We start from the raw sequence: 22,077 nt of genomic DNA, 5'->3' as shown, positions 1-22,077 counted from the left end.
CCGCGAGACGGCCCCGGGGCCGGCTCAGGCCACGGCTCAGGTCACGGCTCAGGTCACGGCTCAGGTCACGGCTCAGCCCACGGCTCAGCCCACGTAGGGGCGCTCGCGGCGCAGCTCCTCGCGCGCGATCGAGCGGCGGTGCACGGCGTCGGGGCCGTCGACGATGCGCAGCACGCGGGCCCAGGCGTAGAAGTAGGCCAGCGGGGTGTCGCCGGAGACGCCTGCTCCGCCGAAGACCTCGATGGCACGGTCGATGACGGCCACCGCCATCGCCGGCGCGGCGACCTTGATCGCGGCGATCTCGGTGCGCGCCCCCTTGGCGCCGTGCTTGTCGATCAGCCAGGCGGCGTTGTAGACGAGCAGGCGGGCGGAGTCGATGTCGATGCGCGACTGCGCGATCAGGTCCCGCACCCCGCCCTGCTCGGCCAGCGGCTTGCCGAAGGCGACGCGCTCCTTGGCGCGCTCCACCATCAGCGCCAGCGCCCGCTCCGCCATGCCGATCGCACGCATGGCGTGGTGGATGCGACCCGGCCCGAGACGGGCCTGGGAGATCATGAACCCGTCACCTTCGCCGGCGAGCAGGTTGGTGGCCGGCACCCGGACGTCGTCGAAGACGATCTCGCAGTGGCCGTGCTGGTCCTGGTAGCCGAAGATCGGCAGGCTGCGCTCGATGGTGAGCCCGGGGGTGTCGCGGGGGACCAGGATCATCGACTGCTGGCGGTAGGTCTCGGCGTCGGGGTCGGTCTTGCCCATCACGATGAAGACCTCGCACCGCTCGTCGGCGGCGCCGGTGATCCACCACTTGCGTCCGTTGATGACGTAGTCGTCGCCGTCGCGAACGATGCGGGTCTGGATGTTGGTGGCGTCCGAGCTGGCCACGTCGGGCTCGGTCATCGCGAACGCCGAACGGATCTCACCGGCCAGCAGCGGCTCCAGCCAGCGCTCGCGCTGCTCGGGGGTGGCGAACAGCTCGAGGGTCTCCATGTTGCCGGTGTCGGGGGCCTGGCAGTTGATCGCCTCGGGGGCGATCACCGGCGACCAGCCGGAGATCTCCGCGATGGCGGCGTACTCCAGGTTGCTCAGCCCGGACAGCTTGGGCAGGAAGAGGTTCCACAGCCCGCGCTCGCGCGCGGACTCCTTGAGCCGCTCCATCACCGGCGGGTGCGCGTGGTCGCCGTGCTCGGCGAGGTAGGCCGTCCACTCCGCCTCGGCGGGGAACACCTCGGCGCGCATGAAGTCCCACATCCGCTCCGAGTAGTCGCGGGCGGCGGGGGAGAACTCGAAGTCCATCATCGTTTCCGTTCGTCGAACCGTGGGCTGGTGTCGGTGGGCTGGTGTCGCGGGTGGCGTGCCGGGCGGGCCGGCGCTCAGATCAGCTCGAGGCCGTCGCGGGCAAGGGCGAGGATCTCGGCGTCGAGGTTGCCGAAGTCCTGGCCGCCCATCGCCCCGGCGGCCGACCGCGCGGAGACGCCCTGGGCGATGACGGCGAACTTGAAGTGCGCGAAGGCCTGGTAGTAGGCCATGTCCGCCAGGTCGGTGCCCGAGGCCTCCGCGTACGTCGCCAGGACCTCCTCGCGGGTCAGGAAGCCCGGCAGGTGGGTGATGCCGGGGATCAGGCTGAACTGCTCCTCGCCGGCCTCGCGCCAGAACAGCGTCAGCAGGCCCAGGTCGGTCAGCGGGTCGCCGAGGGTGGACAGCTCCCAGTCGAGGACGGCGTTGACGCGCCCGGCGTCCTCGGCGTCGTACACGACGTTGTCGATGCGGAAGTCGCCGTGCACGATCGTGGAGCGCTGCTGCGGCGGGATGTTCGCGGCGAGGCGGCGCCTCAGCTCGTCGAGCTCGGGCACGTCGTGGGTGCGGCTGGCCTCCCACTGCCCGCCCCAGCGCCGCACCTGCCGCTCGAGGTAGCCGGTGGGCCGGCCGTAGTCGCCCAGGCCGACGGCCTCGGGGTCGAGGGCGTGCAGGTCGGCGAGGGTGCGCACGAAGGTGCGCGCCATGGTGCGCCGCTCGGCCTCGGTGCTCGCGTAGCCGGCGGGCAGCGCCTCGCGGATCACGTGCCCGGGGACCTTCTCCATCACGTAGCACTGGATCCCGATGAGGTCGCCGGGGTCGTGGAACACGATCCGCGCGGTCGGCACGGCGGTGGGGCCGAGCGCCTGCTGCACCCGGGCCTCCCGGCCCATGTCGTGCGCGCTGGGCAGCAGCTCGCCGGTGGGCGGGCGGCGCAGGATGAGCTCGCCGGCGCTGCTGGAGAGCACGAAGGTGAGGTTGGACTTGCCGCCGCTGATCAGCTCGGCGTCCACGTCGCGCCAGGCGTCGTCGCCGAGCCGCTCGGCGAGCGCGGTGCCCAGGCGGTCGAGCGGGAGTAGGTCGTGCACCATGACAGCTCCTGTCTGAACAGTTCGTGAATGATCGCACGGTCGCGTTCACTCCGTCGAGACCCTCTAAGATGTTCAGCGTGGCTGAACACGAGGTGGCGAGCGGGCAGGTCGCGGCGGCCGTCCGCGCGCATCGCACCGCCCAGGGCACGAGCCTCCGCGCCCTCGCCGGCGAGGTCGGGGTCAGCCCCGCCACCCTGAGCGCCATCGAGACCGGCAAGACCCCGCTGACGGTCCAACGGCTGCACCTGATCGCCCACGCGCTCGAGGTGCCGGTCGGCCGGCTGCTGTCCGGTGCCTCGCCGGATCCGGCGCGCGGGGAGAGCGCCGCCGGCGACGGCGGCTGGCGCACCTTCGCCCCACTGCGTCTCGACGCCGTCCTCGACGCCGCGCTGCGGATCTTCGTCGCACGCGGCTTCCACGCCGCGACCATGCGCGAGATCGCCGCCGAGATGGGCGTGAGCGTCGCCGCGATCTACCACCACTACGCCAGCAAGCAGCAGATCCTGCGGGCGCTGATGGACCTGACCATGTCCGAGCTGACCTGGCGCCTGGAGGCTGCCCGCGCCGAGGGTGGCAGCGAGAAGGAGCGGTTCGCGCTGATGGTGGAGGCGCTGGCGCTGTTCCACGCCCACCGTGCGGACCTGGCGTTCCTCGGGGCCAGCGAGATGCGCGGCCTGACCGGAGCCGACCTCGCCCGGGTCACGGCGCTGCGCGACGACGTGCAGCACGCGCTGGACGAGCAGGCGGCCCGTGCCTTCCCGGAGGTGTCGCAGAGCGAGGTGCGGACGGCGTGTCGCGCCGTGGCGACCATGTGCACCTCGCTGCCGTCCTGGTTCTCCGTCGCCGGCCCGGTCACGGCCGAGCAGGTCGCGCACCGCTACGCCCGGTACGCGGTGGGGATGTTGTCCGGTGCGGAGGGCGTGGCGGGCGCGCCGGGGGAGTCGGGGGAGCCGGGGGAGCCGGCAGGTGCAGCGGATCGAGGAGAGGAAGCGCGATGAGGGTGCTGGTGACCGGAGGGGCCTCCGGGCTCGGAGCGGCGATGGTGGCGCGGTTCGCCGCGCGCGGGGACGACGTGGTCGTCGCCGACCTGCCGCACGCGCTGGCGGCGCTGGAGGGCCAGGGCGATCCCAGCGGCGAGGCGCCAGGACGGCTGCACCCGCTGCCGCTGGACGTGACCAGCGACGCCGACTGGGCGGCGGCGCGCGCGTGGGTCCACGAGCGCTGGGGCGGGCTGGACGTGCTCGTCAACAACGCCGGGGTGGCCACCGGCGGCCGGATCGACGTCGTGGGCCTCGAGGAGTGGCAGCGCGTCATCGACGTCAACCTGCTCGGCGTGGTCCGCGGCTGCCGCACCTTCGCCGGCGACCTGAAGGCCCAAGGCAGCGGCCACATCGTCAACACCGCGTCCCTTGCCGGCCTGGTGCACCCGCCCGGCATGGCGTCGTACACCGCGGTGAAGGCGGGCGTGGTGGCGCTCAGCGAGTCGCTGGCCTACGAGCTGCACCCCTTCGGCGTGCAGGTGACCGCGTTGTGCCCGGGCTTCATCCGCACCCCGTTGTCGGGGTCGCTGACCGGCTCGGACACCGCGATGGACGCGGTCGCGGCGCGGCTGATCGACTCCTCGCCGTACACCGCCGACCAGGTCGCCGACGCACTGCTCGCGGGCATGGCCGCCGGCGACCTGGTGGTGCTGCCCGACCCGGCCGCGGAGGCGGCGGTGCGGTCCAAGCACGAGGACCGGGCCGCCTACGACGCCGAGCAGCGCCGGTTCGCGGCGCGGATCGCGCAGCTCGAGGTCGGCCAGGACGCGTCCGGGAAGGACGAGGGATGAGGCGGCTCTACCTGGTCCGGCACGGCCAGGCCTCGTTCGAGGCCGACGACTACGACGCGCTCTCGGTGACCGGCCACGAGCAGGCGCGGCTGCTGGGGCGCGTTCTCGCCGAGCGCGGTGTGGCACCCGACCTGGTGGTGCGCGGTGACATGCGCCGCCACGCCGAGACCGCCGACGGCCTCCTTGAAGGGCTCGGTCGCTCCGGCGCCGTCGCGGTGTGTGAGGACCGCGGCTGGAACGAGTTCGACTTCGACCACGTCGTCCGGGCGGCGCGCCCGGACTTCACCAGCCGCACCGCCCTGCTCGCCGAGCTGGCCGCCGCCGGCGACGCCCGCGCCGGCTACCAGCGGGTCTTCGAGGAGGCCACCCAGCGCTGGTCCGGCGGCGCCTTCGCCGAGGAGTACGACGAGCCCTTCGCCGCCTTCGTGGAGCGGGTCCGGGTGGCGCTGCACGCCGCCGCCGGGGCGCAGCCCGAGCACGGCACGGTGCTGGTGGTCAGCTCGGGCGGACCGATCGGCGTGGTCGCCTCCCTGGCGCTGGCCGGGGACGCCACGCTGTGGGGCGCCCTGAACCGGGTCGCGGTCAACACCGGCGTCACCAAGCTGCTGCACGGTGGTCGCGGGCTGAGCCTGCTGACCTACAACGACCACTCCCACGTGGAGCACGACCGGCGGCTGCTGACGTACCGCTGACGCCCGAGGGGCCCGGGGGTGTCCGGGGAGTGTGTCCGGGGAGTGAGCAGCGTCTTGCCGCTGCGCCGGCCACCCCCAATGCTGCCGGATATCGTATATCCGTTCTCGGGCATGGCAGTGAAGAGGTCCCCATGGCTCGTCTCCCCGTTCGCGTCCGGCGACTTCTCGTGGGCGGCGTCGCCGGCCTGGTGGCCGCCTCCGTCGCGCCCGCGCTCCAGGCGCCCGTGGCGCGTGGCGACGCGCCGGCGGACGCCCCCGAAGCGACCGTCTTCAGCCGGGTCGACGTGGACACGGTCCCGGGTGCGTCCTTCACCGTCGTCGGGGAGGTGTTCGCCGGGGAGAAGAACCTGGTCGTGTCCGGGTACGGGGCGCTGAACAGCTCCGGCGCCCCACAGGGCGGCGGCACCCTGCAGGTCTACCGTCCGGGCGCCTACATCGGTCAGTGGACGAAGGTCTCCGTGATCACCCCCGGCGACGGCATCGTCTTCCCGAACCAGGTCACGCTCACCGACATGGACGGCGACGGCGACACCGACCTGCTGCTGCCCTCCGGCTACTTCTTCGACAGGGACCAGCCCCGCAGCGCGATCACCTGGTGGGAGAACCGGGGCGTCGGGGCCGACGACGTGGCCCGTCCGTTCGTGCGCCACGACGTGATCACGGGACAGCTCGGCAGCTACCACGGCGTGCAGCACGTGGACCTGGACGGGGACGGACGCAAGGACCTCGTCACCACCTCGGAGGCCGGCCGCGTGGCGGCGAACCTCGACGACGACATCGTCGCGCTGCAGGTGTTCCGCGGGCTCGCGGGCGGGAAGTTCGCCGCCCCCGTCACGATCGGCACCGAGGGCGGCAGCATCCCGGTGGTCGCCGACGTGGACGGCGACGGTCGCCTCGACATCGCCTCGTCGCAGTACTTCGGCACCGGCTCGATGGCCGACAACCCCACCCGCGCGTCCTTCCTGTGGTGGCGGCAGACCGGGGACCTGTCCGACGGCATCGCCGCCGGCGACTTCACGATGCATGTGATCGCCACGCTGGCGCAGACCGGCCCGGGCTTCCAGATCCGCCCGGTCCCCGACTTCCGCGGTGACGGCCGGACCGTCTGGGTCGGCACCAACCACACCGGCCGCTGCACGTTCTCCACGCCCCAGCCGGCCGAGGGTGTCTTCGAGCTGACCCCCGGTGAGGCCATCACCGAGCCGTGGGGCATCACCCGGCTGTCCACCCCGGCCAACCCGGACCCGAGCTGCCCCGCGGAGTTCAAGAACGACCGCAACATGATCTTCCCCGGCGACGACATCACGTCGCGGGCCGTGCCCGGCCAGGCCGCCCCCGGTGTGTTCGGCTACGGCGACGTGGACGGCGACGGCGACATCGACCTCGCCGTGTCCGGCGACGGCGACCACCGCCTCTTCTGGATCGAGCAGCGCGAGGACGGCTCCACCCGCCTGCACACGCTGACCGCTCCCGGTGAGCGCTTCGGCCAGTCCGGCGGGGCCGTGGTGGCCGACCTCGACGGCGACGACGCCGCCGAGCTCGTGTTCTCCAGCTTCGACCGCAACGCGGTCGCCATCTGGCGCAGCGGTGCCCCGCTGGAGTCCGTGGTCGTGCCCAGCACGCTGCGGGTCTCCGGTGCCGGCACCGTGCGTGCCGGCCAGCAGACGGACCTGACCGCGACCCTGACCGGCCTGGACACGCAGGTGCCGGCCGAGCGTCCGGCTCTGCGCGTGACGTTCACCCCCGCCCGGACCGGCAAGCCCGTCCTCCGCGGCATCTTGGCGCTCGCCCGCACCCGGAAGGGGACGTTCGTCGGCCGTTGGCGGGAGCGGGTCGCGCAGGCCGGCACCTACCGGTTCCACTACGCCGGCCGGAAGAACGACCCCCTCATGCAGGCCGGCGCGGCGTCGTACGACGTGCGGGTGGCCGCACGCAGCGTGCTGACGAACCTGTCGGTCCCGCGGAAGCCGACGAGCAAGAAGCGGGTGAAGGTCTCCGGCTCCGTCCTGCCCGCCGTGGGACGCAAGGTGCGGCTGCAGCGCTCCAGCTGTGTCCGCAAGCGCGGCGAGCGCGTCTGCACCTGGCGCACCGTGAAGACGACCCGGACCAGCACCGCCGGGAGGTTCTCGTTCACGACGCGGGTGCCGCGCGGCAAGAGCCGGTGGCGGGTCGTCGTGGCCGCCGACGCGTCCGGTACGGCGCTGACCAGCAGCGTCCGCGTCGTACGGCGCAGGTGAGGCGCACCCCCACCTGAGCGTCGTCGACGCCACCGCCGGCCGGGTCTGCTCAGCGGACCCGGCCCGCGCGCAGGTACAGGACCTTCGGCGCGTAGCCGGGGCGGTGCGCCGTGACCACGACCCGCAGCACCTTGCCGCGGTCGGCGCGGCGAATCTGGTAGCGGGCGCGGGTGGCGCCCGCGACCGGCCAGCCGGCGACGGTCCACCGATAGGTCCGCGCGGTCCGGGAGTCGCTGAGGGGCCTCAGAACCCGTGCCGGCTGCGCAGGTCCGCGAGCCAGTCGTGGGCCGCGGGCAGGCCCCACGCGTCGACGATCTCGAGGGCACGATCCGCGTGCGTGCTCGCGGTCGGCGTCTCCCCGGCCGCGGCGGCGGCCAGGGCGAGGAACGCGTCCACCGGGCCGAAGAGCATCCCGTCGGCACCCGAGGCGCGCCCGGCGTACGGCGCCAGCCGCTCGTGCGCGTGCCGGCCCAGGTCGGCGTCGCCGAGGTGGAGCGCCGCCTCGGCGATCCCGCACCACAGCGGGCTGGAGAAGGCCAGCTCACGCTCCAGCAGCGCGTGCAGCTGCTCGGGGTCGAAGGCGGCCACCGCCTCGGCGTGGCGCCCCGCGCGCGAGTTCGCGACGACGACGAAGACCTGCATCGGGAACCCGGCGTCGATCCGCGCCTGCAACCCGGGCAGCGCGTCCAGCGGCCGGCCCTGCCACAGCCGCACCGCGAACAGGTCGAAGTGGGTGTCCAGGGCGAGCTCGGCGTCGTGCCCGGTGCGGGCCAGGAGCCCGAGGCGACGCTTGATCGTCACCAGCATCTCCTCGCACTCGGCGAACCGCCCCGCCGCCGCGGTCCAGGCCACCTCGATCTCGTCCAGCACCAGGTCGGCGTAGATCACCCGCAGCTCGGCGGCCAGCGCCCGGGCGAGGCCCATCGAGTGCCACATCTCCTCGACCCGGCCCAGCTCGCCCAGGACCACCGTGCTCATCGTCCGCGCCATCAGCAGCGCGTGCCGGTCCCCGACCGACTCGGCCAGCCCGACCGCTTCCTGGGCCGCGGCCAGGGTGTCGGGCGCGGTGGGCGAGGTCCACGTCGAGATGCCGGTGTGCAGCAGCACGTCGCACAGCAGGGCCGGGTCGTCCAGGGCGCGGGCGAGCTCCAAGGCACGACGGCACAAGGCGGTGCGCTCGATCAGCGGCACCTCCTCGCGCAGCTCGTTGGCCAGGCTCACGAGCACCCGGCAGCGCAGCGCGTGCTCCGCCGGGTGGGACTCGCCCAGCCGCGCCAGCGCCCGGCGCAGTGCGCCGACGACCACCTCGTTGACCGCCCCGAACGGCGCGGAGCGCCACAGCATGCGGTGCGTGGTCTGCGTGGCCGCGTGCGCCAGCGCGGTGACCTCGCCGAGCTCGTCGGCGGCTGCGATCGAGCGCTCCACGGCGCCGATCAGCTCGGGCAGCATCCCGGCCCAGCGGTAGACCTCGATCGCCTGCTCCAGCAGCGCCAACCGCTCGCGCGGCCCGGCCGCGGGGTCGCCTGCCTGCAGGGCGAGCGCGGTCTGCAACAGCTCGGCGGCGTCGTCGTAGGCGTGCACACGGGAGGCGGCGCGTGCCGCGGCCGCGCCGGCCCGCCACGCGGCGCCGGCGTGCGCGGGCCCGGCGGAGCGCCAGTGCCAGGCGAGCTCGGCCTCACGGTCGGCACGACCTTCGAGCAGCTCCGCGACCAGCCGGTGGGTCCGGGCCAGCCGGGTGGAGCTCGTCGAGGCGCAGAGCACGTCGACGACCAGGGCGTGGGAGAACCGGAACAGCTCGACGCCGTCCTCCTCCAGCAGCCCCGCCTCCAGCGCCGGCTCCACGGTGTCGAGCAGCTCCTCGGGGGTGATCCGGACCAGCTCGCCCAGGGTCTGCAGGTCGAAGAGCCGGCCGAGGACGGCGGCACTGCGCAGGACGGTGCGGGTGGCCTCGGGCAACGCCGCCAGCCGCTGCTCGACCACCTCCGTCACCGCCCGCGGCAGGGCGCCGGCGTGCAGCAGGTCGCTCACGTCGCGGTCGGCCTCGCCGGCGAGGCGGGCGAACTCGACGACGAAGAACGCGTTGCCGTCGGTGCGCCGGTGCAGCTCGGCGGCCAGCGGGGCGGCGAGCTCGCGGCCCGCGACCTGTGCGTACACCGTCCCGGTGGCGGCCACGTCGAGGCCGGCCAGGTCGCGTCGTACGGCGTGGCGGCGCGCCATCGCCTCCGCCACCCCGCTGAGGTCGCGCGCCGAGGTGGCCGGGGTCCGCCAGGTCGCCACGACCAGCAGCCGCTGCGGCCCGGCCGCCTCGGTGAGCAGCCGCAGCACGCCCAGCGTCGAGGAGTCCGCCCAGTGCAGGTCCTCCAGCACCACCAGCACCGGGGCGGTGGCGGCGAGGCCCAGCACGGCACGCGCCACGCCGGCCCGCACCCGGAACTGCCCGCCCGCCTCGGCACCGGCCGTGGCCAGGTCGTACGACGTGCCGAGCATCTCCAGCGCGGAGAGCCACGGCCACAGCGGGGGAGCCCCGTCCTCCTGCGAGCAGTGCCCCACCGCCACCTGCCAGCCCTGAGCGAGCGCGTGCGCGGCCAGCTCGCCGACCAGGCGCGACTTCCCCACCCCGGCGCCGCCGGTCAGCACCGCGAACCCGGCCGTGCCCGCGCCGGCGCCGGCCAGCGCGCCGTGCAGCGCCGCGACGTCGTTCTCGCGACCGACGAGGGGCCACGGCGCCCGGGGCAACCGGGTGGAGGCTTGGCGCGGTGGTGCCGGCGCGGCCGGGGGCGGCGCGAGGTCGGTGACCGAGGGGTCCTGGCGCAGGATCGCGGTGCGCAGCTCGGCCAGTGGCGGGCTGAGGTCCACGCCGAGCTCGTCGGCCAGGTGTGCGCGCAGCTCGTCGAGCACCGCGAGCGCGTCGGCCTGCCGGCTCTCCCGGGCCAGGGCGAGCGCCCGCAGCGCCCACCAGCGCTCGTGCAACGGATGCTCGGCGGTGCGGGCCTCGAGCTCGCCGCGCACGACGTCGTGCAGGCCGAGGGCGAGCTGCCCGACCGCCCGCAGCTCCCCGGCCATCCGGTGCAGGTCCTCCAGCCGGATCCGGTGCGCGTGCGCGACCGGGTCCGCGCCCAGCTCGGCGTACGGCGTGCCCCGCCACAGCGCGAGCGCCTCGTCGAGCTCGTCGAGGGCCGCCTCGACCGCCTCCCGCGCGTGTGGCGCGACCCGCGGCCGCAGGTGGTCGGGCACGACCTCCAACCGGGCGCGGGCGGAGGCGACGAGCCGCTCGAACCGCACCTCGTCGCGGGCGGACGCGGGCACCTGCAACCGGTAGGTGTCACCGCGGGTGAGGAGCACGGTGGCCGGCCCCCGCGGTGCCCGGTCGGGCTCGAGCGCCCGGCGCAGCGCGGCGACGTAGCCGTGCAGCGTGGTCAGCGCGGTCGGGGGCGCGGCGTCTCCCCAGACCCGCTCGATGAGCCGCCCGCTCGACAGCGGCTCGCCGCCCGCGAGCGCCAACGCGGCCACGACCTGGCGCTGCCGCGGCGTGCCCAGGTCGACCTGGTGCCCGTCACGGCACACCTGCACGGCGCCGAGGACGAGGATCTCGAGCCTCCGCGCGCTGCCCACCACCGTGGTGGCCGCCACGGCGGCGTGCACCGGGTCCACGGCGTCCACGGTGTCCACGGGCTCCTCCACGGGGGTGGTCGTGGGTGCATCCGTCAAGCAGCGTAGCGAGAACCGGGCCCCCTCGTCTCCGCCGTCGCACGCCGTCGCACGCCGTCGCGGATGCTCAGGTGAAGATCGGACCCACCCGGCCGCCGTCGACGGAGACGACGGCGCCGTTGGCGACCCGGGCCCGCGGGGAGGCGAGGAACACCACCACGTCGGCGACCTCCGCGGCCCTGACCGGGCGGCCCAGGGCGTTGCCGGCGGCCGCGGCGGCGTACTCGGCGTCGCCGTCGTTGCGCTCGGTCACGGTCAGCCCGGGGTGCACGCAGGTGACGGCGATGCCGGCCGGTCCCAGGTCGTCGGCCAGGTTCTTGCTGAGCGCGACGACCGCGATGTTGCGCACCGACCCGGCGATGTTGCCGGTGGTGCGGGCGTTGACGCCGGAGATGTTGACGATGGCGCCGCCGCGCTCGCGCAGGTACGGCGCCGCGGCGCGAGCGGTGCGCAGGTAGCCCAACGCCTTGGTGTCGACGTTCTGCAGGAAGTCGGCGTCGTCCAGGCCGGCCAGGCCCGGCGCGGTGGGCGCGGTGGCCCGGGGTGCGGCGGCGTTGACGAGCACGTCCAGCCCGCCGAGCAGCTCGGCGGCGGTGTCGATGGCCGCGCGCACCGCGGCGTCGTCGGTGGTGTCGGCGACCACGACGCCCGCGGCGCCGATCTCGGCCGCGGTGGCCTCCAGCGCCGAGCGGTCCCGGGCCAGCAGCACCACGCGGGCGCCCTCGGCGACCAGGGCGGCGGCGACCGCCTTGCCGATGCCGCGGTTGCCGCCGGTGACCACGGCGGCCGCTCCGTCGAGCCCGAGGTCCATCAGCGCTCGCCTCCCTCGCCCGGGGAGGCGCTCATCTCGGGGATCGGGGTGCGCAGCGTGCCGGTGGCCAGCCAGTCGTCGAGGTTGTCGAGGGTGAGCCGGCGCATCGCGGCGCGGGTCTCGTGGGTGGCCGAGCCGACGTGCGGGGCGAGCACCACGTCGTCACGGACCAGGAGCGCGGCCGGCACCTCCGGCTCGCGGGCGAACACGTCGAGCGCGGCACCGCCGAGGCGGCCCTCCTGCAGCGCGGCGACGAGGGCGTCCTCGTCCACCACCGACCCGCGGGCGACGTTGACGAGCAGCCCGCGGGGTCCCAACGCGTCGAGCACGGCGGCGTCCACCAGCCCCTCGGTGCCGGGGCCGCCGGGCACGATCACGATCAGGTTGTCGACGCCCGCGGCCAGCTCGGCCGGGGAGGCGGCGTAGGCGTAGTCGACGCCGGGCACGGGGCGCCGGTTGTGGTAGCTGATCGCGCAACCGAACGCCTCGAGCCGGCGCGCCACCGCGCGGCCGATCCGGCCCAGGCCGAGGATGCCGACCCGGCTGCCGGAGACCTGGTCGGTGAGCGGGAACGCGCCCTTCGACCACGCGCCGTCGCGCACGAACAGGTCTGCGGTCACGATCCGGCGCCGGGCGGCGAGCAGCAGCGCGAGCGCGGTCTCCGCGACCGCGTCGTCGAGCACGTCGGGGGTGTGGCTGACCGCGATCCCGCGCGCCAGCGCAACGTCGACGTCGACGTTGTCGTAGCCGACCCCGTGGTTGGCGATCACCCCGAGCCGGGGCAGCGCCTCGATCAGGCTCGCGGGCACGGGGGAGAGGTTGGAGCACACGATCGCCACCACGTCACCGCCGTGCTCGGCCAGGAACGCGGCCCGCGCCGGGTCGTCGGCGACGCCGGGGTCGCCGGGGTCGCCCGGCAGGTCGAGGGCGTCGTACCGCTCGCCGGTGGCGGCGTGGAGCTCGGGGCTGATCGGGGGGACCCGCAGGACGGTGCCGGTGCGAGTGGTGCCGGTGCGTGCGTTCACGGGACAAACCTAACGTGATCGCTTGGATGCATATATCATCTATTCCATGGCCTTCAGCACCATCACCGACCTCGATGTCGCCGCCGCCCAGGACAACAGCCGCGCGCTCCGTGAGCGGCTGCTCACCACGCCGTCGCAGACCTACGTCACCGGCCCCGTCGGTGCCGGCAACGGCGAACGCGTGCTGGTGCTGGGCGGCACCGGCTACATCGGCCGGGCGCTGGTGCCCGAGCTCGCCAGCCGGGGCTACGCCCCCGTCGTGCTGGCCCGCGACGCCGCGGTCAAGAACGACGCCGAGTTCGCCGACGCCGAGATCGTGGTGGGCGACCCGACCCGCGCCGCGGACGTCGTCAACGCCGTCGCCGGCGGGGACACCGCCGTCGTGATCTCCCTGCTCAGCGGCCGCCGGCCCAACGACGCCGAGGAGTGCCGCCTGGTCGACCACGAGGCCGTGGTCAACGGCATCAAGGCCGCCGTGGAGCACCGGGTGCGCCAGTTCATCCACATCAGCGACTTCGGCGCCTACCGGCCCGAGCTGATCCCGCAGGTCTACAAGCTGCAGGTCGAGGGCGAGCTGATCGGTCAGCACCACGGCGCGCTGCCCTGGACCATCATCCGGCCCACCGCCTACTACCCGTACCTGTCGATGACCTTCGGCGACGTCAAGAACGGCCTCGCCTACCGGATCTTCGACCACGGCGAGTACAACGTGGTCAACCCGATCGCCCGCGAGGACCTGGCCGAGTTCATCACCAACCAGGTGCTCAACGCCGACGCGCTGGGCCGCGTCCTGCCGGTCGGTGGCCCCTGGGTGGCCGACAACGTCGTGACGCTGAAGGACGCCGGCCAGATGATGTTCGACATCACCGGCCGCGAGCCGCAGTGGGACGTCGTGACGATGGCCAGCTGGGACAAGAAGATCGCCCGCCTCACCCGGCTCGGCAAGATCTCCAAGCAGCTCAAGCCGGTCGCCTTCTACCTCGAGGCGGCGAAGTACTGGTCGGTCGTCGACCACGTCGCCCCCGCGTACGGCGAGCGGACCCTGCGCGGCTTCATGGAGAAGCTCAAGGACCGCGAGTTCCCCACCGGCAGCTTCCGGGAGCGGATGAAGAACGGCACCAACGTGATGCCGACCGACATCTGAGGCTCCCCGACTCGTGAGTTCCCGTCCCCCGAGTCGGGACCTTCCGTCCCCCGAGTCGTGAGTTCTCGTACGCCGACTCGTGAGTTTCCGTCCGCCGAGTCGGCAGGTCGCGGCCTCAGGCCGGATCGTACGACGCGCCCGCGTCGGCCAGCATCGTCGCGATCGAGTCGTCGGTGCACTCCGCCCAGAATCCGCCGACCACGTCCTCGACCTGGCTGAAGGACTCCGCGGCGTAGAGCACGTGCTGGTAGTCGGTGATGTCGTAGGCCTGGGTCGCCATCGCGGCGATCTCCAGGGGCTTCAGTGTGACGCCGCGGAACGCCTCGATCTCGCCGGGGGAGGAGAGGATCCCGGCGCCGTACGCCTTGAGCTCGCGGTCCTCCCACAGCACGCCGAACTCGAGGGTGAACCAGAAGACGCGGCTGACCGCCTCCAGCGCCGCCGGCGTGCGCACCCGGCGGGAGGCCTGTCCGGCCAGCTCGTAGAGCGCGGTGAAGCGCGGGTCGGCCAGCGTGTTGCCGTGCCCGACCACCTCGTGCAGCACGTCGGGCTCGGGGGTGTAGAGCGGCACGGAGTGGTGCCGCACGTACTGCGTGGACCAGAACGCGCGCTCGTCGAGCGCGCCGTAGAACTCGCGCAGCGGCACCAGGCCGGCCGCCGGCCGGTAGCCGAACCCGGTGAGCGGTGCGAGCCACCCGGAGACCTCGCTGAGCTGCGGGACGTGGTCGATCGGCAGGTTGAGCGCCTCCTTGCCGTCGAGGAACTCCCGGCAGGCACGGGCGCGGTGCTTGGCGACCAGCGCCTCGCTGACCACCCGCCAGACCTCGTGCTCGGCGTCGGTGTAGTCGGCCTCGGGCAGGGGGTCGCCAGGTCGCCAGGTGCTGGCCAGGGTGGCCAGTGCGTCGCGGCGGGCGCGGTAGTCGGGATCGGCGAAGCCGGGGTGCCCGGAGCCGAGGTGGACGCTCACGGTGCCGTCGGCCTCGGCGTGCACGGGCGCGAAGTACTGGCCCTCGGTGAACATGGCCCCACTCTCCGACCGTGTCCGGGCATTGGCGAGCAGCATCGGACGAATGGCTTCCGCGCGGGGGTATTCGATGGCAGAGTGCGGGAGATGGACGCCGTCGACCACGCGATCCTGGACGTGCTGCGGGCCGACTCACGGACCTCGATGCGGGAGGTCGCCGAACGGGTCGGGGTGAGTCGCTCCAGCGCCTACGACCGGGTCCGCCGGCTGGTCGAGGGCGGGGTCATCCGCGGGTTCACGATCGACGTCGACCCGGCCGCGCTGGGCCTCGGGCTGTCGGCCTACGTGCACGTGCGGATCAAGCAGAACTCCTGGAAGTCGTTCCGGGCCAGGGCCTGGGACCTCCCCGAGGCCGCGCACGTGGCGCTGGTGGCCGGTGACTTCGACTGCGTGCTGCTGCTGCGCGCCCGCGACTCCGACCACCTCCGCGAGGTGGTGCTCGAGCGGGTGCAGGCGCTGCCCGAGGTGCTGGGCACGCAGACCGTGCTGGTCTTCGAGGAGCACACGGGTCACTCCTGAGACCGGCCGCTGCGCCGAGCCACGGGCTATAACGTGTTCTCGTTCGCGGGGTCTCGTACGACGTCAAGGAGCCAGGCATGCAGCGGTTGGAGGGGCGCGTCGCCCTCGTCACGGGAGCGGGCAGCGGCATCGGCCGGGTCACCGCGCAGCGGCTCGCCCGCCGCGGCTGCGACCTGGCCCTGGTGGACCTGCGTCCCGAGGGCGTCGAGGAGACCGCCCGGCTCGTGCGTGCCGAGGGCCGGCGCGCGTCGGTGCACCTGGCCGACGTCTCCGACGCCGAGCGGATGGCCGCCCTGGTCGACGAGGTGCTCGCCGAGCACGACGTGCTGCACGTGCTGGTGAACAACGCCGGCATCACCTCGGTGGGGGCGTTCTCCGCGGAGCGGCTGGAGGACCTGCACGCCCTGGTCGACGTCAACGTGTGGGGCGTGGTCCACGGGTGCCGCTTCTTCCTGCCGGTGCTGCGGGCCCAGGAGGAGGCGCACATCGTCAACGTCTCCTCGATGGCGGGCCTGATGGGACTGCCGCACACTGCCGGCTACGCGCTCACCAAGGGTGCGGTCAAGGCCTTCACCGAGGCGCTGCGCGGCGAGCTGGTCGACACCTCGGTCGGCGTCAGCGTGGTCTTCCCGGGCACCCACCGCACCGGGATCACGGCCGGCGCTCTCGGTGCCGACGGGGCCCGGATCGCCCAGGTCTCCTCCGGCCGGCTGGCGGTGCTGATGCCGCCGCCGTCCCTGGTGGCGCGCCGCATCGTGAAGGTGATCGAGAAGGACCGCCCCCGCGCCGTGGTCGGTCCGGACGCGCGGATCGTGGACCTGGCCTCGCGCATCGCGCCCGGGCGCACCGGCCTCATCGGCCGGATCACCGGCCGCCTCGCCAGCCACTGAGCGCACCGAGGAGGAGCCGGCGGCTACTGCAGTGCCGCGGTCAGCCGCATCACGTTGTCGAGGTACCGCGTCCGGGCCGGACGCCGGTCCCACTCGCTCAGCGTGAGCTCGCGCGAGAGCGCGCGGTAGCGGTCCTCGACCTGCCGCATCCGGGCCACGACGGCCGGGGCGGGCAGCATCAGGGTGACCTCGAAGTTCAGCCCGAACGAGCGCATGTCCATGTTGGAGGAGCCGACCACGGCGACATCGTCGTCGATGGTGAAGTGCTTGGAGTGCAGCACGAACGGCGCCGGGTAGAGGTGGATCCGCACGCCGGCCTCCAACAGCGCCCGGTAGTACGACGCCTGCGCATGGCCCACCATCACCTGGTCGGAGACCTCGCTGACGAACAGCTCCACCTCGAGCCCGCGCCGCGCCGCGGTGGTGACCGCGTAGAGCAGCGACTCGTCGGGCACGAAGTACGGCGAGGTCAGCGACACCCGCCGGGTGGCGGCGTAGATGAGGGTGGTGAACATCCGCAGGTTGTTCTCCGCGACGATGCCCGGCCCGCTCGGCACCACCTGGCAGGGCACGTCGAGCTCCTCGTCCTCGCGCGTGTCCGGCTCGCCGTGCACGGCGACCAGGTCGACGGTCTCGCCGGTCTCGACGTACCAGTCCGAGGCGAAGACCGCGTTCAGCCCGGTGACCACCGGCCCCTCCAGCCGCACCATCAGCTCGACCCACTCGCGGCCGATGCGGTGGTTGCGCGGGTGGTGGTAGCCCGGCTCGATCAGGTTCAGCGAGCCGGTGAACCCCACGGCGCCGTCGACGACCAGGATCTTGCGGTGGTTGCGCAGGTCGGGGCGTCGGAACCGGCCGCGCAGCGGGTCGATGGGGAGCATCGGGTGCCACTCGATGCCGCTGTCGCGCAGCCGGCGCAGCGTCCGGTGGTAGCCGCGGATGCGGCGGGTGCCGAGGTGGTCGAAGAGCAGCCGTACGTCGACCCCGCGCTCGGCGGCGCGCTGCAGCGCGGCGAAGAGCGGATCGGTGACCTCGTCCCAGGCGACGATGTAGAACTCGACGTGCACGTGGCTGCGGGCCCGGTCCACCTCGGCGGCCATCTCCGCGATCACCGTGCGGTAGTCGGCGAGCAGCTGCACCTCGTTGCCGCCGGTCATCGGCAGGGCGCCCAGGGTGCGGTTCAGGTCGGCCACCCCGGCCAGCGTCGGCGGCAGCGCGGAGGTGTCGAAGGAGAGGTCGTGCGCGGCCACGCGCCTCCGGATGGTGTCCACGGCGACGCGTTGCCGGGTGATCCGCCGCCCGCCGATCCGGGTGCGGCCGAACAGCAGGAAGATCGCGAAGCCGATCAGCGGCTCGACCATGATCAGCAGCAGCCAGGCCATCCCGGTCGAGGGCTTGCGGTTGCCGGGGATCACGCCGAGGGCGACCACGCGCAGCGCGAGCTCGACGACCAGCACGACCCAGCCGAGGGCGGAGCTCGGCTCGGGCCAGGTCATGGTGGAACCCTAGGGCGCGCGGCGCACGAGGGCTCCGCGGTGTCCCGTGGGCTGTTCAGCCTTCCTGGCCGTGGACGTCGTTGAGGATCTCCCGCACGCCCGCCAGCGCGAAGCCGGTCCACGCCCGCGATCGGCGCAGCAGGTAGTGGCCGACGTCGCCCATGTCGGTGAAGCGGGCGTCGCCGACCTCGTTCGCCCGGGCCACGAAGGCGCGCGTCGCGGCGGCGGAGGTGACCCGGTCTCCCGTGCCGTGGGCCGCGCGCAGCACCTTGCCCGCCAGCGGGGTCACGTCCTCCCCAGCAGGCAGCCACGGCGCCAGCGCGACGACGCCACGCACGGCACGGTCGTCGGCCACGGCGACCGCCGTGCGGGCCCCCATCGAGTGCCCGACCAGCACCACCGGCAGGTCGTGGTGGCGCGCCAGCGCGCCCAGCGCCCAGCGCGCGTCCCGGACCGGGTCGGGGTCCCCGGCGTCGTTCCACCCCTTCACCCGGTAGCGCAGCAGCACGACGCCGACGGCGTCACGGCGCAGCGGGCGCGCCAGCGACCGGGCCAGCAGCCGGCCACGCTGCCACGACAGGCTGCGCGCCCCCACCGGATCCGTGCCCGTCTCCGCGCCGCCGTGCAGCACCAGCGCCAGGGCCCGGGGACCGTTGGGCACCCAGCGGTGGGTGAACGCGGGCTCGCCGACCGCCTCCATGCTCATGGCGCCATGCTGCCGTCCTGGGACAACCTCGCCCGGGCTCAGAGGCTCAGAGGCTCGCGGGCTCGCGGGCTCACGGGCTCACGGGCTCGCGGGCCGCAGGGGCGGCCCGGCGGGTGGGGCTACGGTGAGGGGGTGAGAGTCCCCGTGTACTCCGACGACCGACTCGCCGCGGACGTCGCGGCGGCCGCCGCCGAGCTCGGCGAGCCCCTCACCGCCGCGTCGTACGACGCCTGGCAGCGGGGTCGCGACGCCGCCTCGCCGGCCCTGCTGATCCGCCGGTTCGGCTCGTGGACGGATGCCTGCGCTCGCGCCGGGGTGCAGACCAACAAGACCCGGTCGACCACGCGACGCTGGAGCGACGACGACGTGGTCACGCTGGTCGCCAGCTATCTGGCCGAGCCGGGTGCCACCGGCAGCTTCGCCGACTACTCGGCCTGGGCTCGGGAGCAGCCGGACGCACCGAGCGGAGCGACGTTGCGCCAGCGGTTCTCCTGGGCCGAGGTGAAGCGGCGCGCCGCGGCCCGCGCCTGACGTCCACCCTTCGTACGGCGCGTCCACGGTTTGCGGCGGGCAGGGATCATGGTCCCGCCACCGACCAGGGAGTGACGATGACCAACGACGTGACCAGCGACCCGACCAGCGACCCGACCAGCGACGTGACCGGCGACCCCGCTGCCGCGGCGGCCCGGCTCGCCGAGCTCGAGCCCGCCTGCGACCGCGACGAGGCGCTGGCGTTCTTCGACACCCTCCCCGCGGTGCGGGCCGAGACGCTGCGTGGCCAGTGGCGCGGCCGGGAGCTGGCCACCGGCCACCCCATGGACGGGCTGCTGGAGGCCTCGGGCTGGTACGGCAAGCGGTTCGACTCCGCCGACGAGGTGCACCCGCTGCTGTTCACCGCGCCGGGTGGCCGGATCGTCTCCGCCGACCCGCGGCGCATCCCCTTCGGCATGCTCGACTCGATCCCCGAGCAGGTGGTGTCCCGGGGCCGCGCGGTGATGGGCGTCGCGCTGCCGCTGCTGGTCACGAAGAAGCCGCGTGCCCGGCTGCGCAACGTGGAGTACCGCGGTGTGGTCACCGCCGGGATGAGCTACGACCACCTGCCGATCATCGACCTGTTCCGCCGCGTCGACGACACCACGCTGCTGGGCTGCATGGACCTGCGCGCCGCGCCGCCGTACTTCTTCGTGCTGCAGCGCGACTGAGCCGCCGGCGGCACCGGCGCGCCTCCGCACGGCGAGCCGGCGGCCTCGACCCTGGCGCTCGGGCGCGGGATCGGTGATCATCGCCAGATGAGCACTCGGGGCGCCGCCGCGGGTCGGGCGAGGCGCCCGGGCCCCGGATGAGCGCGGCCCCGCCGCCGGCCGAGCCGGGGCGCAGCCGTCGCGGGTTGATCGGCGCGGCCGGCGCCGCCGCGGCGGCAGCGGTCGGTGTGCCGATCGTGGTCGCGGACCGCCTGGTCGACCGGGCCGCGGACAAGGAGGAGCAGCTGGCCCGGGTCACCCCGATCCGGGTCTCACGCCGCGCGGCCGGCCTGCTGACCGACACCGCCGGTGAGTTCGACGACCTCTCCGGCGGGGCAGCAGGCGGGGGCGAGGTCGGCACCGTCGAGCAGGCGAAGGCCGGCACCGGCTCGGTGCGGCTCCGTACGCCGCGCGGCTCCGAGGCCCCCGTCGTGGCACTGCGCCGGTTCGCCTCGGTCGACCTCGCCGCGCAGCACCTGAAGCTCTGGGTCCGCGTCGAGGGCTGGGACGACCTGGGCAACAGCCAGGTCCGGCTGCACTCCACCGACACCGACTACTTCGCCTTCAACCTCGGTGCCGCGATCGCGCGTCCCGCCCGCGCCGAGGGGGAGTGGACCGAGGTCGTGCTGCCGCGCTCGGCGTTCACCGAGAGGTCCGGCGATCCCCGCTGGGCTGCCGTCACCGGTCTCGGGTTCACGGCCTGGTCGCCGTCCGGCACCACCGTCGAGCTGCTCTTCTGCAACGCCGTGCTGGTCCCCGACACCCCCGCGCCGGGCGTGGTCTCGCTGACCTTCGACGACGGCTGGGCCAGCCAGTACCGCGCCGCGCAGCTCATGGACGAGCACGGGTGGGTCGGCACGGCCTTCGTGATCCGGCAACGGATCGGGACCGACGGCTACCTCAGCGACGAGGAGGTCACCGACCTGCACGAGCGGGGCTGGGACATCGGCGGCCACGGCGACACCCCGCTGCGCACGCTCGACGACGACGCGCTGGTCGAGGCGGTGAGCGCCGATGCCGCCTGGCTGCGCGAGCGCAACCTCCGCGGTCGCCAGCACTACGCCTACCCGAACGGTTCGGTCGACGACCGGGTGGCCGCGGTCCTCCGGCGGTACTTCGTCACCGGGCGCACCATCAACGAGGTCAACCAGTCGCTGTCGTGGGTCCAGGAGCACCGGCTCTCGGCGATCTCGGTCTATGCCGAGCAGGCCGACGCCGAGGTGCGGGCCCTCGTCGACGCGGCCGCGCGCGACGGCGACTGGACCAACCTGGTCTTCCACAAGATCGGTGACGAGGGCGACGACCTCTCCTGGACCGAGCACCGGTTCCGCGACCTGCTCGCGCACATCGCCGGCTCCGGCGTCGTGGTGCAACCCCTGGGCGGGGTGCTCTGAGGGGCGGCCCCCAGAGCACCCTGCGCCGGGCTCTGCGCCGGGCTGTGCCCGGCCGGGCACCTCAGGTCAGAGCAGCCCTTCCTCCTTCAGCCACTCCTTGGCGATGGTGGCGGCGGGCAGCTGCTCGTCGACGCTGCGGGCGTTGAGGTTGACGAGGTCCTCGGGCGACATCGCGGCACTGATCCGGTTGATCACGCCCGCCGCGTCGTCGTCGACGTCGTCGCTGGCCACGGGCACCACGTGCGAGGCCACGAACAGGCCCTTGGTGTCCTCGAGCGCCACCAGGTCGTTCTTCTTCAGCGACGGGTCGCCGGTGTAGATGAACGCCAGCTGGATGTCGCCGTCCTTGAGCGCCTTGACGGTGAGCGGGCCGCCGCCGTCCTCGATCGGGGTGAAGCCGACCTCGACGTCGTAGACCCGCTTGAGACCCTTGGGGCCGTTCGGCCGCGTCTCGGACTCCGAGTTGGCGCCGAAGACCAGCGGCTCGGTCACCTTCTTCAGGTCCTCGATCGAGGTCAGGTCCCACTTCTCCGCGAACTCGCGGGTGACCACGTAGGCGTCCTGGTCGGTGGCCGGGGACTGGTCGAGGACCCGCAGCCCGTCAGGGGTGGCCTCGACCAGCGCGTCGTAGACGTCGTCGGAGAGGGTGACGGTGGTGTCCGGCTCCCACACGAGAAGCAGCGGACCGGTGTACTCGGGGAACAGGTCGATCGAGCCGGACTCGATCTCGGGCAGGTAGGCCTCGCGCTGGCCGATCTTGAACTGGCGGTCCACGTCGTAGCCCTCGGCCTCCAGCGCCTGGGCGTACGCCTCGGCGAGGATCTCGCTGGAGTAGTAGTCCTGGGAGCCGATGACGATGGTCTCCCCGCCCTTGTCGCCGGAGCTCAACGGGTCGGAGTCGCCTCCGCCGCAGGCGGCGAGGGCGACGGTGAGGGTGGCGGCGGCCGCGAGCGCGACCCCGGTGCGGAAGCGGGTCAT

The 22,077-nt window shown here is 73.8% G+C and carries 19 protein-coding genes; 10 read left to right on the top strand and 9 right to left on the bottom strand.

All coding sequences use genetic code 11. The features are described from left to right. Positions 1-84 precede the first annotated feature (84 nt). Positions 85-1,290 (bottom strand): acyl-CoA dehydrogenase family protein, encoded by a 1,206-nt coding sequence (locus KG111_RS11975; protein WP_205292924.1) that lies wholly within the window; start codon positions 1,288-1,290, stop codon positions 85-87. Between the two features lie 77 nt (positions 1,291-1,367). Continuing rightward, positions 1,368-2,381 (bottom strand): phosphotransferase family protein, encoded by a 1,014-nt coding sequence (locus tag KG111_RS11970; RefSeq protein WP_205292906.1) that lies wholly within the window; start codon positions 2,379-2,381, stop codon positions 1,368-1,370. A gap of 77 nt (positions 2,382-2,458) precedes the next feature. Between KG111_RS11970 and KG111_RS11965 the strand changes: the two genes are divergently transcribed. The 4 genes from KG111_RS11965 to KG111_RS11950 all read left to right on the top strand — a co-directional run bounded on the left by KG111_RS11965 (position 2,459) and on the right by KG111_RS11950 (position 7,141). Next, the gene (locus KG111_RS11965; protein ID WP_205292907.1) at positions 2,459-3,379 is read left to right on the top strand and encodes a TetR-type transcription factor C-terminal domain-containing protein; all 921 of its coding nucleotides are present in this window, start codon (positions 2,459-2,461) and stop codon (positions 3,377-3,379) included. Further along, positions 3,376-4,212, top strand: coding sequence for an SDR family NAD(P)-dependent oxidoreductase (locus KG111_RS11960; protein WP_205292908.1), 837 nt, complete (start codon positions 3,376-3,378; stop codon positions 4,210-4,212). The genes KG111_RS11965 and KG111_RS11960 overlap by 4 nt, the downstream gene beginning before the upstream one ends. Continuing rightward, entirely contained in the window at positions 4,209-4,904 is a 696-nt protein-coding gene (locus KG111_RS11955) for a histidine phosphatase family protein (RefSeq protein WP_205292909.1), read from the top strand. Before KG111_RS11960 ends, KG111_RS11955 begins: the two co-directional genes overlap by 4 nt. Before the next feature lie 131 nt (positions 4,905-5,035). Then, positions 5,036-7,141 carry an FG-GAP repeat domain-containing protein gene (locus tag KG111_RS11950; RefSeq protein WP_205292910.1) on the top strand — a complete coding sequence of 702 codons (2,106 nt, stop codon included), beginning with the start codon at positions 5,036-5,038 and terminating at the stop codon, positions 7,139-7,141. Between the two features lie 243 nt (positions 7,142-7,384). Here the strand turns inward: KG111_RS11950 and KG111_RS11945 are convergent, their stop codons facing one another. The 3 genes from KG111_RS11945 to KG111_RS11935 form a co-directional block, all read right to left on the bottom strand. Next, complete coding sequence (locus KG111_RS11945; protein WP_205292911.1) at positions 7,385-10,822, bottom strand: ATP-binding protein; 3,438 nt, start codon at positions 10,820-10,822, stop codon at positions 7,385-7,387. 94 nt (positions 10,823-10,916) lie between these two features. Further along, positions 10,917-11,660, bottom strand: coding sequence for an SDR family NAD(P)-dependent oxidoreductase (locus KG111_RS11940; RefSeq protein ID WP_205292912.1), 744 nt, complete (start codon positions 11,658-11,660; stop codon positions 10,917-10,919). Further along, positions 11,660-12,685 carry a 2-hydroxyacid dehydrogenase gene (locus KG111_RS11935; RefSeq protein ID WP_205292913.1) on the bottom strand — a complete coding sequence of 342 codons (1,026 nt, stop codon included), beginning with the start codon at positions 12,683-12,685 and terminating at the stop codon, positions 11,660-11,662. Before KG111_RS11935 ends, KG111_RS11940 begins: the two co-directional genes overlap by 1 nt. A gap of 46 nt (positions 12,686-12,731) precedes the next feature. Between KG111_RS11935 and KG111_RS11930 the strand changes: the two genes are divergently transcribed. Then, on the top strand, positions 12,732-13,829 hold the full coding sequence (locus KG111_RS11930) for an NAD(P)H-binding protein (protein WP_205292914.1): 1,098 nt from the start codon (positions 12,732-12,734) through the stop codon (positions 13,827-13,829). Between the two features lie 115 nt (positions 13,830-13,944). On the opposite strand, the gene KG111_RS11925 is transcribed toward KG111_RS11930, so the two are convergent. After that, a complete protein-coding gene (locus KG111_RS11925; protein WP_205292915.1) occupies positions 13,945-14,850 on the bottom strand; it encodes a phenylalanine 4-monooxygenase in 906 nt (301 codons plus the stop codon). Between the two features lie 90 nt (positions 14,851-14,940). Here KG111_RS11925 and KG111_RS11920 point away from each other — a divergent pair, with 90 nt between their 5' ends. After that, positions 14,941-15,372 (top strand): Lrp/AsnC family transcriptional regulator, encoded by a 432-nt coding sequence (locus KG111_RS11920; RefSeq protein WP_205292916.1) that lies wholly within the window; start codon positions 14,941-14,943, stop codon positions 15,370-15,372. A 77-nt stretch (positions 15,373-15,449) separates the two neighbouring features. Then, positions 15,450-16,262: an SDR family NAD(P)-dependent oxidoreductase gene (locus tag KG111_RS11915; RefSeq protein WP_205292917.1), complete on the top strand. Its 813-nt coding sequence runs from the start codon at positions 15,450-15,452 to the stop codon at positions 16,260-16,262. Between the two features lie 23 nt (positions 16,263-16,285). Here the strand turns inward: KG111_RS11915 and cls are convergent, their stop codons facing one another. Both cls and KG111_RS11905 read right to left on the bottom strand, forming a co-directional pair. Next, the gene (gene cls, locus KG111_RS11910) at positions 16,286-17,758 is read right to left on the bottom strand and encodes a cardiolipin synthase (RefSeq protein WP_205292918.1); all 1,473 of its coding nucleotides are present in this window, start codon (positions 17,756-17,758) and stop codon (positions 16,286-16,288) included. Between the two features lie 55 nt (positions 17,759-17,813). Then, positions 17,814-18,464: an alpha/beta hydrolase gene (locus KG111_RS11905; RefSeq protein WP_205292919.1), complete on the bottom strand. Its 651-nt coding sequence runs from the start codon at positions 18,462-18,464 to the stop codon at positions 17,814-17,816. Between the two features lie 132 nt (positions 18,465-18,596). Here KG111_RS11905 and KG111_RS11900 point away from each other — a divergent pair, with 132 nt between their 5' ends. From KG111_RS11900 to KG111_RS11890, 3 genes are all read left to right on the top strand, one after another. Then, entirely contained in the window at positions 18,597-18,995 is a 399-nt protein-coding gene (locus tag KG111_RS11900) for a homing endonuclease associated repeat-containing protein (RefSeq protein WP_205292920.1), read from the top strand. Positions 18,996-19,072: 77 nt separating this feature from the next. Then, positions 19,073-19,666, top strand: a complete 594-nt coding sequence (locus KG111_RS11895; protein ID WP_205292921.1) for a DUF4334 domain-containing protein — start codon at positions 19,073-19,075, stop codon at positions 19,664-19,666. A gap of 137 nt (positions 19,667-19,803) precedes the next feature. Beyond that, on the top strand, positions 19,804-21,099 hold the full coding sequence (locus KG111_RS11890) for a polysaccharide deacetylase family protein (protein WP_213449992.1): 1,296 nt from the start codon (positions 19,804-19,806) through the stop codon (positions 21,097-21,099). 66 nt (positions 21,100-21,165) lie between these two features. Here the strand turns inward: KG111_RS11890 and KG111_RS11885 are convergent, their stop codons facing one another. Beyond that, positions 21,166-22,077, bottom strand: a complete 912-nt coding sequence (locus KG111_RS11885) for an ABC transporter substrate-binding protein (protein WP_205293061.1) — start codon at positions 22,075-22,077, stop codon at positions 21,166-21,168.

Origin of the sequence: Nocardioides faecalis (genome assembly GCF_018388425.1) — a bacterium.
GTDB classification, from domain to species: Bacteria; Actinomycetota; Actinomycetes; order Propionibacteriales; family Nocardioidaceae; genus Nocardioides; species Nocardioides faecalis.
The sequence above is the reverse complement of the archived record's forward strand: the minus strand, read 5'-3'. Positions and strand labels throughout refer to the sequence as shown.

Excerpts from the sequence above, each read along its gene's own strand:
- KG111_RS11975 (WP_205292924.1), bottom strand. The coding sequence starts at position 1,290 with ATGGACTTCGAGTTCTCCCCCGCCGCCCGCGACTACTCGGAGCGGATG.
- KG111_RS11970 (WP_205292906.1), bottom strand. The coding sequence starts at position 2,381 with ATGGTGCACGACCTACTCCCGCTCGACCGCCTGGGCACCGCGCTCGCC.
- KG111_RS11960 (WP_205292908.1), top strand. The coding sequence starts at position 3,376 with ATGAGGGTGCTGGTGACCGGAGGGGCCTCCGGGCTCGGAGCGGCGATG.
- KG111_RS11955 (WP_205292909.1), top strand. The coding sequence starts at position 4,209 with ATGAGGCGGCTCTACCTGGTCCGGCACGGCCAGGCCTCGTTCGAGGCC.
- KG111_RS11950 (WP_205292910.1), top strand. The coding sequence starts at position 5,036 with ATGGCTCGTCTCCCCGTTCGCGTCCGGCGACTTCTCGTGGGCGGCGTC.
- KG111_RS11940 (WP_205292912.1), bottom strand. The coding sequence starts at position 11,660 with ATGGACCTCGGGCTCGACGGAGCGGCCGCCGTGGTCACCGGCGGCAAC.
- KG111_RS11930 (WP_205292914.1), top strand. The coding sequence starts at position 12,732 with ATGGCCTTCAGCACCATCACCGACCTCGATGTCGCCGCCGCCCAGGAC.
- KG111_RS11925 (WP_205292915.1), bottom strand. The coding sequence starts at position 14,850 with ATGTTCACCGAGGGCCAGTACTTCGCGCCCGTGCACGCCGAGGCCGAC.
- KG111_RS11920 (WP_205292916.1), top strand. The coding sequence starts at position 14,941 with ATGGACGCCGTCGACCACGCGATCCTGGACGTGCTGCGGGCCGACTCA.
- KG111_RS11915 (WP_205292917.1), top strand. The coding sequence starts at position 15,450 with ATGCAGCGGTTGGAGGGGCGCGTCGCCCTCGTCACGGGAGCGGGCAGC.
- cls (WP_205292918.1), bottom strand. The coding sequence starts at position 17,758 with ATGACCTGGCCCGAGCCGAGCTCCGCCCTCGGCTGGGTCGTGCTGGTC.
- KG111_RS11905 (WP_205292919.1), bottom strand. The coding sequence starts at position 18,464 with ATGAGCATGGAGGCGGTCGGCGAGCCCGCGTTCACCCACCGCTGGGTG.
- KG111_RS11895 (WP_205292921.1), top strand. The coding sequence starts at position 19,073 with ATGACCAACGACGTGACCAGCGACCCGACCAGCGACCCGACCAGCGAC.
- KG111_RS11890 (WP_213449992.1), top strand. The coding sequence starts at position 19,804 with ATGAGCGCGGCCCCGCCGCCGGCCGAGCCGGGGCGCAGCCGTCGCGGG.
- KG111_RS11885 (WP_205293061.1), bottom strand. The coding sequence starts at position 22,077 with ATGACCCGCTTCCGCACCGGGGTCGCGCTCGCGGCCGCCGCCACCCTC.